The sequence below is a fragment of the Nonomuraea sp. NPDC049758 genome (assembly GCF_040674635.1).
Classification (GTDB): Bacteria; Actinomycetota; Actinomycetes; order Streptosporangiales; family Streptosporangiaceae; genus Nonomuraea.
The window spans coordinates 92,837-108,893 of the sequence record NZ_JBFAMZ010000019.1 but is presented as its reverse complement, the minus strand read 5'-3'; the positions used below and the strand labels follow the sequence as shown (position 1 = coordinate 108,893).

Here is a 16,057-nt window from a genome sequence, read left to right as displayed (position 1 = left end):
TCAGGCCAGCCGGTGGGCGCCCTCGGCGGCGGTGGCGGCCAGGAAACGCGGGGCCTGGAAGCCGCGCTCGGCGTAGGCGGCCGAGACCGACTCGCGCACGCCGTCCAGGCGGTCGTCCGGGACGAGGGCGATGGCGGAGCCCCCGAAGCCGCCGCCCGTCATCCTGGCGCCGCGGGCCCCGCCGCGGAAGGCGGCCTCCACGGCCACGTCGAGCTCCGGCGAGGAGACCTCGTACTGGTCGCGCAGCGACAGGTGGGAGGCGTTGAGCAGGGCGCCGATCTCGGTGACCTTGCCGGCGCGCAGCAGGCCGACGAGGGCCTCGACGCGGTGGTTCTCGGTGACGACGTGCATGACGCGCTTGCGCTCGTCGCCCTGGAGCCGGTCGAGGGCCGCGGCCAGGTCGGTGACGTCGCGCAGGGACGCCACCCCCAGCTTGCGGGCGGCGGACTCGCACTCGGCGCGGCGCTTGGCGTACTCGCCGCCGGCGTGCTCGTGGTGGACCTGGGTGTCGATGATGAGGATGCTCAGGCCCTCGGCGGCCAGGTCGAGGGGGATCTTCCTGGAGCCGAGCGAGCGGCAGTCGAGGAACAGCGCGTGGCCCTCCTCGCACAGCGCCGAGGCGGCCTGGTCCATGATCCCGCACGGCATGCCGACGAAGTCGTTCTCGGCCCGCTGGCTGAGCAGCGCGATCTCCATCGGCGTCAGGCCGAGCCCGTGGACGTCGTTCAGCGCGGAGGCGACGGCCACCTCCAGCGCGGCGCTGGAGCTGAGCCCCGCGCCCTGGGGCACGTCGCCGTCGATCGCGATGTCCGCGCCGGCGACCCGGTCGCCGAGCATGGCCAGGACGCCCACGGCGTAGCGGGCCCAGCCGGTCGCCTCCTCCCTGGCCGGCAGCTCGATCGGGCCGCCGGAGGACTGGAGGGACAGCAGCCGGATGGTCTGGTCGGCGCGCGGGGTGACGGCGGCGCTCACGCCCCACGGCACCGCGAAGGGCAGGACGAAACCGTCGTTGTAGTCGGTGTGCTCGCCGATCAGGTTGACCCGGCCGGGCGCGCGCCAGACCGTGCGGGGATCGGCACCGAAGGCGGCACGAAAAGCTTCAGCAACGCGCATAATCCAACACTCCTCAACAAAGGCCCGACCGTAGACTAGCGCCATGGAGGAGCTCCTGGATCCAGCGCTCGGCCAGGTCCGGGTGTTCCTGATGCACGACGACAACAAGCGGCGCAAGCTCAAGTACAACCTGGGCCATCGGCGGCTGCTCACCTTCGGCGGGGCGTACTCCCATCACATCAGGGCCGTGGCCCAGGCGGGAAGGCTGCACGGCATCGAGACGATCGGGGTGATCAGGGGCGAGGAGCACCTGCCGCTCAACCCCACGCTCGCCTTCGCCGCCTCCTGCGGGATGACCCTCACCTACCTCGACCGCGCCGCCTACCGGCTCAAGCACACGCCCGAGGTGCAGGCCCGGCTGCGGGAGCGGTGGGGCGACGTCACGATCCTGCCCGAGGGCGGCAGCAACGCCGCGGCCGTGCGCGGCTGCGCCGAGCTGCCGCCCGAGATCGACATCGACTACGACGTCGTCTGCTGCCCGGTCGGCACCGGCGGCACGCTGGCCGGCATCTCGGCCGGGCTGCCCGAGGGCAGGCGGGCGCTGGGCTTCGCGGTGCTCAAGGGGGCCGGCTTCCTGGCCGGCGAGGTGGCCCGGCTCCAGCGCGAGGCCTACGGCCGCACCTGGACGAACTGGTCGCTCGACCTCGACCACCACTTCGGCGGCTACGCCCGCTCGACCCCCGCCCTCGACCGGTTCGCCGCCGAGCACCGGGTCGAGGGCGTCTACGTGGCCAAGATGCTCTACGGCGTCCTCGACCTGGCCCGGCGGGGGGCGTTCGCGCCGGGCACCCGCGTCGTGGCCGTGCTGACCGGTCAGCCCTCGACGTCCGTGGCCGCGTGCGGGGCGCCGACCGGCTTCGACTCGGGCGAGCCGCGCTGACGCAGGTAGACCGACAGCACCACCATCGACAACACGGCCAGCAGCTCCGACTGCCAGTTCTGCAGGCTGCGGTTCCAGAACTCGGCGGAGGTCACGTACTGGCCCCACGAGACGGGGTCGCGCAGGTCGCCGAGCCGTCCGGAGTTGTAGGCCGCCTGGCCCGCCACCGACTGGGCCAGCCACGACAGCACGAAGATGGCCCCCATCACCAGCCCGAGCGAGTTGCTGAACAGCCACAGCCGGGCGCCGCGGGCCTTGGCCCAGGCGGGGGAGTAGCTGGTGGCGTGCGCGCCGACCTGCTGCTCCTCGTCCGACTCGGCCCCGGCGTCCGCCACCTTCTTGGACTCGGGGGAGCCCTTCTGGACGAGCCAGACGGTCAGCATGATGTACAGGAAGAACTGCAGGTACTCCGACTGCCAGTTCTCCGCCACGTCCACGGCGAAGTCGGAGGAGGTGACGTACTCGGCGAACGACACCGGGTCGCCGCCCTGGACCAGCTGCACGTCGTTGAACTGCAGCATGCCCGCCACCGCCTGGCCGCCGAGCGCCAGCAGGAACATGACCAGGAAGGCCAGCGAGAGGGAGTTCTCCTTCAACCACTTCACAACCGCGCCCACCCTATGGCCAGGAACCAGGCCAGCCCCGCCGCGATGACGAGCAGGGTCAGCGTGAACATCACCCGCATCAGTCCTCCACCTCGCATTCGTAGGGCAGGTCGTGCACGGGCCGGCAGCCCGCGGCCTTGACCCGCCAGCCGTCGTCGAAGCGGTGCAGGAACAGGGTGTCGCCGGCCAGCCGCACCTGGGCCTCCTTGCCCCACACGCTCACCTCGGTGACCGCGCCGCCGGGCCCCAGCTTGAGGTCGCCCAGCGCCTGGGCGCAGGTCTGGCCGCGGTCGGGCAGCTTCTCGGCGGTGGTCCGGGCCAGCAGCCCGCACGCGGCGTCCTCGTGGTGAGCCTCCAGAGCCGCGTGGAAACGCTCGGCCGCGCGGGCGGGGGACGTCGTGTCCACGGCGCAGCCGACGGCCGCCAGGAGGAGCGCCGTCACGACGAACGGAAATCTCATGAGCCTCCCGCTACCCACGGGGGCAGCGGGCATGCTGGCCGGCGGACGGGCTACCCGAGCTGGTCGAGCACCGGGGCGACCAGCGCGTTGAGCTCGCGGACCAGCACGAGCACGGACCGGTGGGCGCGCTGCTCGACCTCGTCGTGCGGCCCCTCGGGCTCCGGCGGGAGGTCGCCGAGCGGCACGGGCGCCTCGACGAGCAGCGTGGCGCGCAGGAACGGGATGCGGGCGAGGTCCTGCTGGCTCGGCTCGACGTACTGGCCGAAGGTCTCCTGCCAGCCCAGCCAGCCGCGGTCGCGCCACCAGGCACGCGACCTGGTCAGCTCGGCGGGAAGCGGCGAGACGATCCGGACGCGCGCGAACAGGGTGCCGTCCCAGGTGTTGCGGTGGCAGGTGGCCTCCAGGACGCGGCGGTCCCAGCGCACGTAGCCGGGGGTGAGGGCGGGCGGGGTGGCCAGCCGCCAGGCCGCGCAGGCGAACCTGACCGGCGCGATGTCCCCCCACTCGAACTCGTCGAGGTTCTTGCGCACGTGCACGGCGTAGCGCCCGTCACGGTCCCTGTCGAACTCCTGGTCGATCCAGAACGCCTTGCCCATGCCCCCTACGCTACGGCCCGGCGGCGCCTTCCCGGCGGCGTACGGGAGATCCGGCCTTGCCGTCAATTACGTGACCGATTAAGCTCATCCGGTCAAACAATTGGAGGACGACGCATGGCCAGATCGGGCAGGCCGCCGCAGGACACCGCGCGGCAGGCCGAGCGCGCCCACCGGATCCTCGACGCCGCCGCCGAGCTGATCCTGCGCTGGGGCTACGACAAGACCACCGTCGACGACGTCGCCAGGCGGGCCGGGGTCGCCAAGGGCACGATCTACCTGCACTGGAAGACGCGCGAAGAGCTGTTCGCCGCGCTGCTGCGGCGCGAGCGGGTGCTCATGCTGGACCGGGTGCGCGACCGCGCGCCCGCCACCCTCGGCGACCTGTTCGGGAGCCTGGCCTCGGCGCTGCTGCACCGGCCGCTGCTGCACGCGGTGCTGCTCGACGACTCCGAGGTGCTCGGCAAGCTCACCCGGCTCAAGCGGCAGGGCCCGGCGGCAGGCGGCCTCGAACTCGGCGGCCCCTTCGACGCCTACCTGCGCGAGCTGGTCCGGCTGGGCGCCGTGCGCGCGGAGCCGGCCGAGCACGTCACGGTGATCGGCTCGATCTTCTACGGCTTCATGTTCCTGCCCGGCGCTCAGCCGGAGTCGGAGCGGCTGCCCGACGACCGCGTCGCCGAGCTGCTGGCCGAGACCGTCGAACGCGCGGTGGGCACCGGACGCGCGCTGCCGTCCGGCGACGCCGCCGCCGTCGCGCGGGCCACCCTCGACCTCCTCGACGCCCTCGCCGACGTCGCCCGGCGCAAACTGGCGACATCCATGAGCCCGGCCAAGGAGCGCGTGCAATGAAGGCAGTCATCCCCCTCGACGACGAAGCCGCCGACCTCGGCACCGCGGGCGGCAAGGGCGCCTCGCTGGCCCGGCTGGCCAGGGCGGGGCTGCCGGTGCCCGGCGGGTTCGTCGTCACGACGTGGGCGTACCGGTCGTTCGTGGCGGCGTTCGGCGACGAGATCGCCTCCAGCGGCGACCCCGGCGCGCTGTTCGCCGCGCACGAGATCCCGGCCGGCCTGGCCGAGGCGATCCGGGCCGCGCACGCCGCGCTCGGCGACGACGTCGCGGTGGCCGTGCGCTCCTCGGCCACCGCCGAGGACCTGCCCGAGCTGTCGTTCGCCGGGCAGCAGGACACCTTTCTCAACGTCAGGGCCGACGGCCTGCTGGAGGCGGTCCGCCGCTGCTGGGCCTCGCTGTGGAACCCGCGCGCCGTCGCCTACCGCGAGCGCAACGGCGTCCCGCACGACGACGTGGCCCTGGCGGTGGTCGTCCAGGAGCTGGTGGACGCCGACGCGGCCGGGATCATGTTCACCGCCGACCCGGTCACCGGCGCGCGCGACGAGATCGTGGTCAACGCGTCCTGGGGGCTCGGCGAGGCCGTCGTCGGCGGGCAGGTCACGCCGGACACGATCACCCTGTCGGGCGGCCGGGTCACCGGCTCGCGGGTCGCCGACAAGACCGTCATGACCGTGCGCACCGCGAGCGGCACCCGCGAGGAGCCCGTGCCCGAGGAGCTGCGCCGCGCTCCCGTCCTCGACGCGGCGCAGGCGGTGGAGCTGGCCGCGCTCGGTGAACGCGTCCAGGCCCTGTACGGCATGCCCATGGACGTCGAGTGGGCCAGGCGCGACGGCACGTTCGCGATCCTCCAGGGCCGCCCGATCACCGGCCTGAAGCCGCAGGTCGAGGAGTGGAACGACAGCCTCAAGGGCGACTACCTGTGGACCGCGGGGAACCTGGGCGAGGCCATCCCCGACGTGATGACGCCGGCGACCTGGTCGTTCGTCCGGATCTTCATCCACGAGGCCATGTCGGCCTCGGCGCTGCCCGGGTTCGACCTGGTGGGCAACATCGGCGGACGCTTCTACATGAACCTCAGCGTCGTCCACTCCATCGCCGCCGCCCTGGGCATGCGGAGCAGGCTGGGCGCGGTCGAGCAGGTCTTCGGCAGGCTGCCGGCCGGCCTGGAGGTGCCGCTGGTGCGGCTGTCGCGCTGGGAGATCGTCCGGCGCGTCCTGCCGATGGCCGTCACCCTCCAGCGGCGGGTGCGCCGGAACATCAAGGAGCTGCCGGCCTTCCTCGCCACCTCCCGGCAGCGCTGCGAGGAACTGCGCGAACGCGTCGCCGCCACGTCCTCCGGCACCGAGCTGGCCGACCTGTGGACGTCCGCCATCGAACCCCACCTGGTCACCTCCAGCCGCATGCTGGAGGCCGCCGGCCGCCAGGGCGGCGCCACGCTGGTCTGGACCCGCGACCGGCTGCGCAGGCTGATGGGCGAGGCGGACGCCGAGGCCATGCTCACCGGCGTCAACGCCGACGGCGAGCTGGCCAGCCTCGGACCCGTCCTGGGGCTGGGCCGGCTGGCCAGGGGCGAGATCAGCAGGGAGGAGTTCGCGCTGGCCTACGGGCACCGCGGCCCGCACGAGTTCGAGGTCTCAAGGCCCCGGCCCGGCGAGGACCCGGCCTGGATCGACGCCCAGCTCGCCGGCCTGCGCGACCTGCGGGCCGGCACCGAGGCGCTGCTGGCCCGGCAGGAGAAGGCCAGGCAGGAGGCGTGGGCCCGGTTCGCCGCCCGCCACCCCGGCAAGGAGGCCCGGATGCGCGCCCGGGTGCGGCGGTGGAACGCGGTCGTCCGCGACCGGGAGAGCGCCCGCTCGGAGAACATCCGGGCCTTCTGGGTGCTGCGGGCGTTCGTGGTGCGCGCCGGGGAGCTGACCGGGCACGGCGACGACCTGTTCCACCTCTACCTGGAGGAGATCCTCGACGTGCTGCGCGGCGACGCCTCGGCCCTGGCCCGGGTCCCGGTCCGGCGGGCGACCCACGACCGGTACGCCGCGCTGCCGCCGTACCCGACGGTGATCGTCGGCCGGTTCGACCCCGTCCGGTGGGCCGCCGACCCGGGCCGCCGGGCCGACGTCTACGACGCCCGCGGCTTCGACGTCCCGGTCAGCGACACCGTGACCGGGTTCCCCGGCGCGCCGGGCGTGGTCGAGGGCGTGGCCAGGGTCATCGCCGGGCCGGAGGACGGCGACCGGCTGGCGCCCGGCGAGATCCTGGTGACGACCCTGACGAACGTCGGCTGGACCCCCATGTTCCCGCGCGCGGCCGCCGTCGTCACCGACATGGGCGCGCCGCTGTCGCACGCCTCGATCGTGGCCCGTGAGCTGGGCATCCCCGCCGTGGTCGGCACCGGCAACGCCACCATGCGGCTGCGCGACGGCGACCGCGTCCGCGTGGACGGCGAGCGCGGCACGGTCGAGTTGCTCCAGTGAAAAGACTGCGCCAAGTCGGCCGTCCTCCGGCGGCCGGTGTGTTCACTGGATGACCATGATCGAACAGTGGATCCTCGACGACGAGCGCGAGCTCGAAGCGCGCTGCGCCCGCTTCCGCCTCGCCCTGCTGGGCCTCGACCGCGACGCCGCCCAGCCCGACCTCCAGGAGGCCCGGCAACCGGATGACACCACCTGAACAACACGACCCGCCCGGCGACCGGACGACTCCGCCCGAACGGCACGACCCGCCCGGCAAGCGGACGACTCCGCCCGAACGGCACGACCCGCCCGGCCCCCGGAGCGGGCCGCCCGGGTGGGAGGACCTGCCCGGTGCTCTCGTCCGGGAGGTCGAGCGGCGGCTCGGGCGGGCGGCGGCCGGCTTCGAGGAGCGGCACGGCGGTTTCACCGGCGGCGTGCGCGGCGTGCTCACGCTGACCGGCGGCGGGCGGGTGTTCGTCAAGGCCGTGCCCGCCGGTTCGCCGCACGCGGCCGACCACCGGGCGGAGGCCGTGGTGGGCGCGGCCCTGCCGCCGGGCGTGCCCGCCCCCCGGTTCCTGTTCTCCTGCGAGGCGGCGGGGTGGGTCCTGCTCTGCTCGGAGGTCGCGCCCGGCCGGATCCCGCACGAGCCCTGGCACGACGACGAGCTGGCCGCCGCGCTCGCCCTGCTCACCGCGTGCGCCCGCGAGCTGACCCCGTCCCCGTTGGGCGGCCTGCCCACGCTGGCCGGGCGCATGTCGGGACGCTGCGAGCTGTGGAACACCCTCGACCCCGCCCGCGCCGGAGCCTGGGAACGCGCCCGCCTGCCCCGCCTGGCCGCGGTCGAACGCCGCTGGACCGCCCTGGTCACCGGCGGCACGCTGCTGCACTTCGACCCGCGGTTCGACAACATCCTCATCGACCGCGACGGGACCGCCCGCCTGGTGGACTGGGGACGCGCCTGCACCGGCCCGGCCTGGGCCGACCTGGTCTGCCTGCTGCTGCAGTCGGACCTCGGGCCGCGCGACCCCGAGCGCCTGCTCACCGCGCACCCGCTCGGTCGCCGGGCGCCCGCCGACCAGGTGGACGCCCTCCTGGTCGTCCTCCTCGGCTACTGGACGCGCTCGGCCACCGCGCCCGCGCCGCCGGCGCTGCGCGACCGTCGCGAACGCTCCCGCCGTGCCACCCTCGCCTGGCTGCGCACCCGCTGGCCCTGACGCGACCCCGAACCGGCGCCTGACACGGCCCTGTACCGCTCCCGGACCGCCCCCGGACCGCCCCCGGACCGGTCGCGGCCGGTCAGCCGCCGACGTGGATGCCGGGCCGCCGCTGGGGCTCGGGCTCGATCTTGCGGATGATCTCGCGAACGACCGGCGCGGTGTCGCCGCGGCCCAGGATCAGGTAACGCAGCAGGTGGACCATCGGCGAGCCCTCGGCCCACTCGAAGTAGCAGTGGGGACGCACCCCGGTGCCGTCCCGCAGCGCCAGCAGCACGGCCGCGATCGCGTTGGGCGCGGCCGGGCTCTCCGCGCGCAGCACGCGGTGGCCGTCGACCTCGACGCCGCGCACCCGCAGCACGTCGCTGAAGCTGGACGGGTCGATGACGTCGATCTCCAGGAACAGCACGTCCGCCCGGCCCGGCACCGGGTTCATGGACCGCTGCTCGCTCTCCTTGGCCAGGTATTCGGCCGCGTCGCCGGGACCGCGCCGGTTGGCGATGATGTTGAGCGCGCCGTCGTGGTTCAGCGAGTCGGTGACGAACCGGCGGGCCGCCGCGTCGAACTCGATCCGGTCGGCCCGCAGCTCGGTCGTGCGCGACACCCGCGAGATCAGCGAGATCGCGACGATGCCGAGGATGAAGAACGCCGAGATGGTGATGCCGTCGGGCTTCTCCCTGATGTTCTCCACCAGCGCGTAGACCAGCACCAGAGTGAGGACGGCGAAGCCCACGACGGCCGGGGTCTGGCGGTGGCGGACGGCCGAGATGGTCACCGCCACCGCGCCGGAGACCATCATCGCCAGGATGCCGGTGGCGTACGCGCCGGCCTGGGCGTCGACGTCGGCGTTGAAGGCCAGGGTGAGCAGGACGCAGATGGCCGTGTAGACCAGCACGACGGGCCGGACGGCCTTGCCCCACTCGGGCGCCATGCCGTACGAGGGCAGGTAGCGCGGCACGATGTTGATCAGGCCCGCCATGGCCGAGGCGCCGGCGAACCAGAGGATGAGGATGGTGCTGACGTCGTAGACCGTGCCGAAGCCCTCGCCGAGCCGTTCGTGCGCCAGGTACGCCAGCGCCCGGCCGTTGGCCTGCCCGCCCGGCGCGAACTGCTCGGCCGGGATGAGCACGGTCGTGACGAAGCTGGTGGCGATCAGGTAGACGCTCATGATGAGCGCGGCCACGGTCAGCAGCTTGCGGGTGTTGCCGATGCGCGAACGCAGCCGCTGCTCGGGGTCGTCGCCCTGGGCGGCCACGAGCGGCATCATGCTGACGCCCGTCTCGAACCCGGACAGGCCCAGCACCAGCAGCGGGAAGGCCAGCACCGCCGGGCCGACCAGCCCGGTGAAGCCGCCGCGCCCGTTGAGCAGCGCGTCCGTCCAGCGCGACAGGGCCTCCGGCTCGGCCGCCACGTCGGCGAACCCGACGGCCACGACGACCGCGTTGAGCAGCAGGAACAGCGCCACCAGCGGGATCGCGACGCCGACCGCCTCGGTGAAGCCCATCAGGAACACCCCGCCGAGCACCACCAGCAGCACCACGGTGATGATCACCGCGTGCCCGTGCAGGAAGCTCGGGAAGTACGGGTTCTCCAGGATGTGCACCGAGGCGTCGGCGGCCGACAGCGTGATCGTGATGATCCACGACGTGGCCACGAACCCCAGCAGGACCAGCACGAACAGCTTGCCCCGCCAGAACGGCAGCAGGCGCTCGAGCATGGCGACCGACCCCTGCCCGTGCGGGCTCTCCTTGGCCACCCGCCGGTACATCGGCAGCATGCCCAGCAGCGTCAGCGCCACGATGAGCAGCGTGGCCAGCGGCGACAGCGCGCCGGCCGCGAGCGCGGCGATGCCGGGCAGGTAGGCCAGGGTGGAGAAGTAGTCGACGCCGGTCAGGCACATGACCTTCCACCAGGGCTGCGGCTCGCCGTGGCCCTCGGCCGACTCGGGGCCGACGGGCTGGACCTGGTGCCGCAGCAACCATCGCGCCGGCCGGCTCGAAGGCGGCCCGGTACGGCCCGCGCTCTCGACCGACTCGGGTATGGCAAGCCCACCGGTACCGCTCACCGGAACTTCCTCTCGGGGACGCCGCCAACGAACGTCCCCACCTTAGGGGGTCGGATCCCGGCGGCCCCCGCCGCGGTCCTCCCTCAGAAGCCGTCCTTGCGGGAGTCGGCCGGAAGGGCGGTGGCGGCCGGGCCGTCCGGCGCGGGACCGGCCGCGCGCTCGGCCGGGTCCGGCGCGGGCACCGGCTGCACCAGCACCAGCGTCAGGTCGTCGCGCAGGTCGCCGGCGTGCTCGTCCAGCAGGTCGAGCAGGTTGGGCAGCGCGTGGTCGAGGCCGGGCGCGGCCAGGGCGTGCCGGACGTGCTGGTCGAGCGGGAACTCCACGCCGTCGGCGTCCCTGGCCTCGCTCAGGCCGTCGGTGTAGAGCAGCAGCCGCTGCGACAGGCCGAGCCCGGCGCGCCGCATCCGCGGCTCGGGGCCCAGGCCGAGCGGCGGCGAGGGCTCGGGCGGCTCCAGCGCCTCCAGGCGGTGGCCGATGCGCAGGGGAGCCGGATGGCCGCAGTTGACCAGCCGCACCTCGCCGGGCACGAACTCGGCCAGCAGGACGGTCACGAAGTCCTCCTCGCCCAGGTACGGGACGAGGTCGGCGTCGAGCGCCGTGACCAGCGTCACCAGGTCGGGGGCGTCGGGCGCGTGCCGCCGGAAGGAGGCCAGCACGACGGCGCTCAGGCGGACGGCCTCCATGCCCTTGCCCTTGACGTCACCGACGATCAGCCGCACCCCGGAGGGCGCGACCAGCGCGTCGTGCAGGTCGCCGCCGATCAGCGCCTGGTCGGTGGCCGAACGGGTGTGGACGGCCAGGCTCATGCCGCCGAGCCGGGGCGGCAGCGGCCGGACGATCGCCTGCTGGGCCAGCTCCGCGATCTGCCGCACCCGGGACAACTCGCGCTCCTGGTCGCACTGGAACCGGTAGGCCACGGACGCCAGCCCCATCGCAGGGGCGAGGACGAGCAGCCCCGTCAGCGGGTCGAAACCGGCGCGCCCGAAGGTGACATAGAGCGCGACAACCCCTTCGACCAGCAGGAACAGCAGGAACCAGGCTCGCTGTGAACGCATGGTGTGTCTCCGGATATCGGCTTCTTCTTTCCGGACGCGGCGAACAGGGTGAGTAGCTACTTTCTCACTTTTAGTCACGCAGTGCATCAGGTTCCGGCAAGCTGCTGTCACAACTTCATCCGATAGGTGGCGATCACGATGGCAGGTAAGTGGCAGGCGGGCAACCTTCCAGCGGAACTCACGAGCCTGATCGGCCGCGGCGCGGAGCTGGAGCAGGTGCGCAGGGCGTGCCGGCGGTCGCGGCTGGTGACCCTGACCGGGGTGGGCGGCGTCGGCAAGACCCGTCTGGCCCTGCGCGCCGCCGCCGACCTGCGGCCCGACTTCGCCGGCGGCTGCTGGCTGGTGGAGCTGTCGCCGCTGGACGACGGGACGCTGCTGCCGCACGCCATCGCCGAGGCGCTCCGGCTCACCGACCAGACCACCAGGCCCATGTCCGAGGTGCTGGCCGAGCACCTGTTCGGGCGCGAGCTGCTGCTCGTGCTCGACACCTGCGAGCACCTGGTCGGGGCGTGCGCGGCGACCGTCGAGGGGCTGCTCGCGGCGGTGCCCGGGCTGCACGTGCTGGCCACCAGCCGCCGTCCGCTGGAGGTGGACCCGGAGCTGGTGATCGTGGTCGACCCGCTGCCGGTGCCGGCCGCGGGCGCCACCGCGCCGCTCGGCCACGACGCCGTGACCCTGCTCGTCGAGCGCGCCGCGGCGACGATGCCGACCTTCGAGATCACCGACACCAACCGCGACGACGTCGTCCGGCTGTGCCGCAGGCTCGAAGGCATCCCGCTGGCGATCGAGCTGGCCGCGGCCCGGCTGCGCGACCTGCCCCTGGGCCATCTGGCCGACCGGCTGGAGGACCGCTTCGCCACCCTGGAGGACGACCTGGCCCTCACCCAGGAGGCCGACCCGCCCTGGCACCAGGCGCTGCGTACCGCCGTCGGATGGAGCCACGAGCTGTGCGAGCCCGCCGAGCGGCTGCTGTGGGCGCGGGTGTCGGTGTTCGCCGGCGACTTCGACGCCGAGGCCGCGCGCCGGGTGTGCGCCGACGAGCGGCTGCCCGAGGCCGACATCGGGCTGCTGCTCGATGCCCTGGCCGACGAGTCCATCCTGACCTGGCTGCCGACCGGCTCCGGCGAGCGCTACCGCATGCTCGACACGCTGCGCGAGTACGGCGCGGGCTGGCTGCGCGGCCTCGGCGAGGAGGAGGAGCTGCGCCGCCGGCACCGGGCCCACTACCAGGACCTGGCCGTGCGCGGCGCGGCCGGCTGGCTCGGCGCCGGCCAGCCCGCCTGGTACGACCGGATGGTCGGCGAGCACGACAACCTGCGCGCCGCGCTGGAGACCGCGCTCGGCGAACGGGACGGCGCGGCCGCCCTCGACCTGGCCGGCACGCTCGCCTTCTTCTGGTACGGCTGCGGCTACGCCAAGGAGGGCCGCCACTACCTGGGCCAGGCCCTGGCGCTCGACCCGGCCCCCGGCCCGGTCCGCGCCCGCGCCCTGTGGGCCGACGGCCTGCTCGCCGCCACCCAGGGGGACGCCGCCGCGGTCGAGGCGCGGGCCGAGGAGTGCGAGGCCGCCGCGGCCGACGACGACGCCTTCGCCGCGCTGTGCGTCAAGGCGCTGCGCTCGTCGGCCGGCGTGATCCGCGGCGACCTGGAGCAGGCCATGGCGGAGTCGGAGCCGGCGTACGCGATGCGCTGGAGCGGCGACGAGCTGACGATCGCCGGGCTGCTGGCGCTGATGTGCCGGGCGGTCGCGCACACCGTCGCCGGCCGGATCGAGGAGGCGATCTCGGTGCTGGAGGACCTGCGCGCCCTGTGCGACCAGCACGGCGAGCAGGCCATGCGCTCCCACGGCGACCTGCTGCGCGGCCAGGCCGAGCTGGCCCGCGGGCGGGTGGCGGCGGCCGTCGCCTACGGGCAGGCGGCGTTGCGCACCAAGCGGAGGCTGCACGACGACTTCGGCATCGGGCTGACCGTCGACCTGCTGGCGCTCGGCGCGGGGGCCGCGGGCCGGCCCGAGCGGGCGGCCCGGCTGCTGGGGCTGGCGCAGCGGATCTGGAGCAGCCACGGTCAGGCGCAGGCCAGCGTCCCGGCCTGGGTGGCGGCCCGGCAGGAGTGCGAGCGGCAGGCGCGCGAGGCCCTGGGCGACGACGCGTTCGGGTCGGCGTTCCGCGCCGGGTACGACGGCGAGGTCGACGCCGGGATCGCGTACGCGCTCGAACCCGAGGGGGAGGGGCTGCCGAACGTGTGAGACCACCGATCCGGGGGCTCCGACGTGGCGGAGGAGGCAGATGTTGCCTGCCTGGCGGTGACAACCTCACCCCTTGGATCCATCGGCGTTACCACGCAGAGTAGGGAGACATCCGTACATGGGAGGCTGCATTGGACACCGCGCCACTTCCGTTCCCGGTTCCCGGCGAGCGGACGTCCGACACGATCCGCCGCCTGCGGGACGAGCACGGACCGGTCCTGCCCGTCCTGCTGCCGGGGGAGGTGAACGGCTGGCTGGTGACCTCCTACGAGGCGACGGACGAGGTGCTGGCCAACGACGAGGCGCTCTACAGCAAGGACGCCAGGAACTTCACCGGCCTTCATGACGGCACCGTCCCCGCCGACTGGCCGCTGCGCCAGGTCATCGAGGGCGACCACCTGCTGACCAAGGACGGCGCCGACCACCGGCGGCTGCGCAGCCTCATCAACCGCGCCTTCACCCCGGCCCGGGTGGCCGCCCTCGCGCCGCGCGTCCAGGAGATGACCGACGAGCTGCTCGACCGCATGGCCGAGCGGGGCGGCGAGGTCGATCTCGTGCACGCCTTCAGCGAGCCGCTGCCGGTCGCCGTGATCTGCGAGCTGTTCGGCGTCCCGCAGGAGGAGCGGGCGCAGATCCGCGAGTGGACGGGCGTGATGTTGTCGCATGCCGCCGCCCCCGACGAGGTGAACGCGGCGGCCGGGTCGCTGCTCGGCTACCTGGCGGCCTTCATCGCGCGCCGCCGCCGCGAGCCGGCCGACGACCTGACCACCGGCCTGATCCGCGCCAACGAGGACGACGGCGGCCGCCTGTCCGACAACGAGCTGCTGTGGATCCTGTGGGTCGTGCTCGTCGCCGGCCACGAGACGACCGTGCACCTGATCGCCAAGGCGGTCGTGGCCCTGTGCGCCGACCCCGCCCAGCTCGACCGCGCCCGTACGGAGGACGCGTGGGAGCAGGTGGTGGAGGAGGCGCTGCGCAGCCGCAACTCGGTCGTCGGCCTGGTCTTCCGCTACGCGCTCAAGGACGTCACGGTCGCCGGCACCACCATCCCGGCGGGCCGGCCCATCGTCGTCGGGCTCACCGGCGCGGGCACCGACCCGGCCCGCTACGGCCCGGACGCCGGCCGCTTCGACCTGGGCAAGGCCAAGGAGGGCCATCTCGGCTTCGGCCGGGGTCCGCACTTCTGCCTGGGGGCGCCGCTGGCCCGGCTGGAGGCCAGGATCGCGCTGTCGTCGCTGTTCGGCAGGTTCCCGGGGCTGCGGCTGGCGGTCCGCCCCGAGGAGATCGCCTACACGGCGTCGATCATCACCGAGGGGCCGCTGGCGGTGCCCGTGCTGCTGCGCTGATTCTGCCTGTCAAACCGTCTTTCCGTGATTCGGAACAGAGCGGCCGGGAGCGGGGACGCAGTCCTCGACCCGGCCGCTCCTGCTGTGCCGGGTGCGGTGATGCCGCCCCACTTCCCTCGGCCTCTTGACATGATCTTCGCCGCAATGGTCTCCTAGCGCCAGTTCGGAATCGCATTCCTTATGACGGAACAGGACGGGGATCTCCATGGAACGCGCGCATTCGACCGGCCGGCTCTCGTGAGGGCTCTCGTCTTCACCGCCCCCGGCGTCGTTGAGCAGCGGGACGTGCCCGAGCCCGTGGCCGGGCCGGACGAGGTGCTGGTGCACGTGGTCGCCTCCGGCATCTGCGGCAGTGAGCTGCACGGCGTGCGCACCCCCGGGTTCCGGGTGCCGCCGCTGGTCATGGGGCACGAGTTCGCCGGGCGCACCGACGACGGGCGGCCGGTCACGGTCAACCCGATCCTGTCGTGCGGCGCGTGCGACGTGTGCCTGATCGGCCGGCCCAACGTGTGCAGGAAGCGGCAGATCATCGGCGTGCACCGGCCGGGCGCCTTCGCCGAGCGCGTCGCGGTGCCGACCGCGGCCGTGGTGCCGCTGCCCGACGGGCTCGGCTGGACCGCCGCGGGCGTGGTGGAGCCGGCCGCGAACGCCGTGCACGCCTGGGGGCTGGCCGGGCGGCCGGCCGGGGCGCGCGTGGGCGTGATCGGCGCCGGGGCCATCGGCCTGACCTGCCTGCTCACCGCCCTGTCCGGCGGCGCGGCCGGCGTGGACGTGGCCGACCGCTCGCCCGAGCGGCTGGCCGTCGCCGCGGGGCTCGGCGGCGTGGCCGCGGGCGCCGAGCTGACCGGCGAGTACGACGTGATCTTCGACGCGGTCGGCGCCGCCGCCACCCACGAGCAGTCCCTGTCCCGGCTGCGCCCCGGCGGCGTGGCCGTCTGGCTCGGCCTGGCCGACCACGTCGCCGGGTACGACGCCGCCGACCTGGTGCGCGGCGAGAAGCGCGTGCTGGGCTCGTTCGCCTACGACGCGGCCGACTTCGCCGCGGCCGTCGGCCTGGTCGGCCGCTGGGACCTGAGCTGGGTCCGGACCTTCCCTCTCGAAGAGGGCGCCGAGGTCTTCACCCGGCTGATGAACGGCCAGGCCACCCCCGTCAAAGCCCTGCTGACCCCGGAATCGAGGTAAC

At 73.9% G+C, this 16,057-nt stretch carries 14 protein-coding genes; 8 read left to right on the top strand and 6 right to left on the bottom strand.

Annotated elements, in window-relative coordinates; translation table 11 throughout:
* Positions 1 to 1,113, bottom strand: coding sequence for a galactokinase (galK, locus tag AB0J46_RS38675; protein ID WP_364339494.1), 1,113 nt, complete (start codon positions 1,111 to 1,113; stop codon positions 1 to 3).
* A gap of 43 nt (positions 1,114 to 1,156) precedes the next feature.
* Here galK and AB0J46_RS38670 point away from each other — a divergent pair, with 43 nt between their 5' ends.
* Complete coding sequence (locus AB0J46_RS38670) at positions 1,157 to 1,993, top strand: pyridoxal-phosphate dependent enzyme (RefSeq protein WP_364339492.1); 837 nt, start codon at positions 1,157 to 1,159, stop codon at positions 1,991 to 1,993.
* On the opposite strand, the gene AB0J46_RS38665 is transcribed toward AB0J46_RS38670, so the two are convergent.
* The 3 genes from AB0J46_RS38665 to AB0J46_RS38655 form a co-directional block, all read right to left on the bottom strand.
* The gene (locus tag AB0J46_RS38665) at positions 1,927 to 2,598 is read right to left on the bottom strand and encodes a DUF6766 family protein (protein ID WP_364339490.1); all 672 of its coding nucleotides are present in this window, start codon (positions 2,596 to 2,598) and stop codon (positions 1,927 to 1,929) included. The two genes, AB0J46_RS38670 and AB0J46_RS38665, sit on opposite strands and share 67 nt — an antisense overlap.
* Positions 2,599 to 2,677: 79 nt before the next feature.
* Complete coding sequence (locus AB0J46_RS38660; RefSeq protein WP_364339488.1) at positions 2,678 to 3,058, bottom strand: hypothetical protein; 381 nt, start codon at positions 3,056 to 3,058, stop codon at positions 2,678 to 2,680.
* Positions 3,059 to 3,108: 50 nt separating this feature from the next.
* Positions 3,109 to 3,654, bottom strand: coding sequence for a hypothetical protein (locus AB0J46_RS38655; protein ID WP_364339486.1), 546 nt, complete (start codon positions 3,652 to 3,654; stop codon positions 3,109 to 3,111).
* A 114-nt stretch (positions 3,655 to 3,768) separates the two neighbouring features.
* Here AB0J46_RS38655 and AB0J46_RS38650 point away from each other — a divergent pair, with 114 nt between their 5' ends.
* The 4 genes from AB0J46_RS38650 to AB0J46_RS38635 are packed head-to-tail and all read left to right on the top strand — an operon-like array spanning position 3,769 to position 8,164.
* Positions 3,769 to 4,500 carry a helix-turn-helix domain-containing protein gene (locus AB0J46_RS38650; RefSeq protein WP_364339483.1) on the top strand — a complete coding sequence of 244 codons (732 nt, stop codon included), beginning with the start codon at positions 3,769 to 3,771 and terminating at the stop codon, positions 4,498 to 4,500.
* Positions 4,497 to 6,971 carry a PEP/pyruvate-binding domain-containing protein gene (locus AB0J46_RS38645; RefSeq protein ID WP_364339481.1) on the top strand — a complete coding sequence of 825 codons (2,475 nt, stop codon included), beginning with the start codon at positions 4,497 to 4,499 and terminating at the stop codon, positions 6,969 to 6,971. Before AB0J46_RS38650 ends, AB0J46_RS38645 begins: the two co-directional genes overlap by 4 nt.
* 49 nt (positions 6,972 to 7,020) lie before the next feature.
* Positions 7,021 to 7,167, top strand: a complete 147-nt coding sequence (locus tag AB0J46_RS38640; RefSeq protein ID WP_352352560.1) for a hypothetical protein — start codon at positions 7,021 to 7,023, stop codon at positions 7,165 to 7,167.
* Entirely contained in the window at positions 7,154 to 8,164 is a 1,011-nt protein-coding gene (locus AB0J46_RS38635) for a phosphotransferase (RefSeq protein WP_364339479.1), read from the top strand. The genes AB0J46_RS38640 and AB0J46_RS38635 overlap by 14 nt, the downstream gene beginning before the upstream one ends.
* An 82-nt stretch (positions 8,165 to 8,246) precedes the next feature.
* Here the strand turns inward: AB0J46_RS38635 and AB0J46_RS38630 are convergent, their stop codons facing one another.
* A complete protein-coding gene (locus AB0J46_RS38630) occupies positions 8,247 to 10,229 on the bottom strand; it encodes an amino acid transporter (RefSeq protein ID WP_364339477.1) in 1,983 nt (660 codons plus the stop codon).
* Between the two features lie 83 nt (positions 10,230 to 10,312).
* Positions 10,313 to 11,284 carry a PP2C family protein-serine/threonine phosphatase gene (locus AB0J46_RS38625; protein WP_364339475.1) on the bottom strand — a complete coding sequence of 324 codons (972 nt, stop codon included), beginning with the start codon at positions 11,282 to 11,284 and terminating at the stop codon, positions 10,313 to 10,315.
* Positions 11,285 to 11,410: 126 nt separating this feature from the next.
* Here AB0J46_RS38625 and AB0J46_RS38620 point away from each other — a divergent pair, with 126 nt between their 5' ends.
* The 3 genes from AB0J46_RS38620 (at position 11,411) to AB0J46_RS38610 (ending at position 16,056) form a co-directional block, all read left to right on the top strand.
* Positions 11,411 to 13,528, top strand: coding sequence for an ATPase (locus AB0J46_RS38620; RefSeq protein ID WP_364339473.1), 2,118 nt, complete (start codon positions 11,411 to 11,413; stop codon positions 13,526 to 13,528).
* Positions 13,529 to 13,659: 131 nt separating this feature from the next.
* Positions 13,660 to 14,874: a cytochrome P450 gene (locus tag AB0J46_RS38615; protein WP_364339471.1), complete on the top strand. Its 1,215-nt coding sequence runs from the start codon at positions 13,660 to 13,662 to the stop codon at positions 14,872 to 14,874.
* Between the two features lie 237 nt (positions 14,875 to 15,111).
* Positions 15,112 to 16,056 carry an alcohol dehydrogenase catalytic domain-containing protein gene (locus AB0J46_RS38610; RefSeq protein WP_364339468.1) on the top strand — a complete coding sequence of 315 codons (945 nt, stop codon included), beginning with the start codon at positions 15,112 to 15,114 and terminating at the stop codon, positions 16,054 to 16,056.
* Position 16,057: the final 1 nt, after the last annotated feature.

Coding starts and splice junctions, on each gene's coding strand:
- galK (WP_364339494.1), bottom strand. CDS start 1,113: ATGCGCGTTGCTGAAGCTTTTCGTGCCGCCTTCGGTGCCGATCCCCGC.
- AB0J46_RS38670 (WP_364339492.1), top strand. CDS start 1,157: ATGGAGGAGCTCCTGGATCCAGCGCTCGGCCAGGTCCGGGTGTTCCTG.
- AB0J46_RS38660 (WP_364339488.1), bottom strand. CDS start 3,058: ATGAGATTTCCGTTCGTCGTGACGGCGCTCCTCCTGGCGGCCGTCGGC.
- AB0J46_RS38655 (WP_364339486.1), bottom strand. CDS start 3,654: ATGGGCAAGGCGTTCTGGATCGACCAGGAGTTCGACAGGGACCGTGAC.
- AB0J46_RS38650 (WP_364339483.1), top strand. CDS start 3,769: ATGGCCAGATCGGGCAGGCCGCCGCAGGACACCGCGCGGCAGGCCGAG.
- AB0J46_RS38645 (WP_364339481.1), top strand. CDS start 4,497: ATGAAGGCAGTCATCCCCCTCGACGACGAAGCCGCCGACCTCGGCACC.
- AB0J46_RS38640 (WP_352352560.1), top strand. CDS start 7,021: ATGACCATGATCGAACAGTGGATCCTCGACGACGAGCGCGAGCTCGAA.
- AB0J46_RS38635 (WP_364339479.1), top strand. CDS start 7,154: ATGACACCACCTGAACAACACGACCCGCCCGGCGACCGGACGACTCCG.
- AB0J46_RS38625 (WP_364339475.1), bottom strand. CDS start 11,284: ATGCGTTCACAGCGAGCCTGGTTCCTGCTGTTCCTGCTGGTCGAAGGG.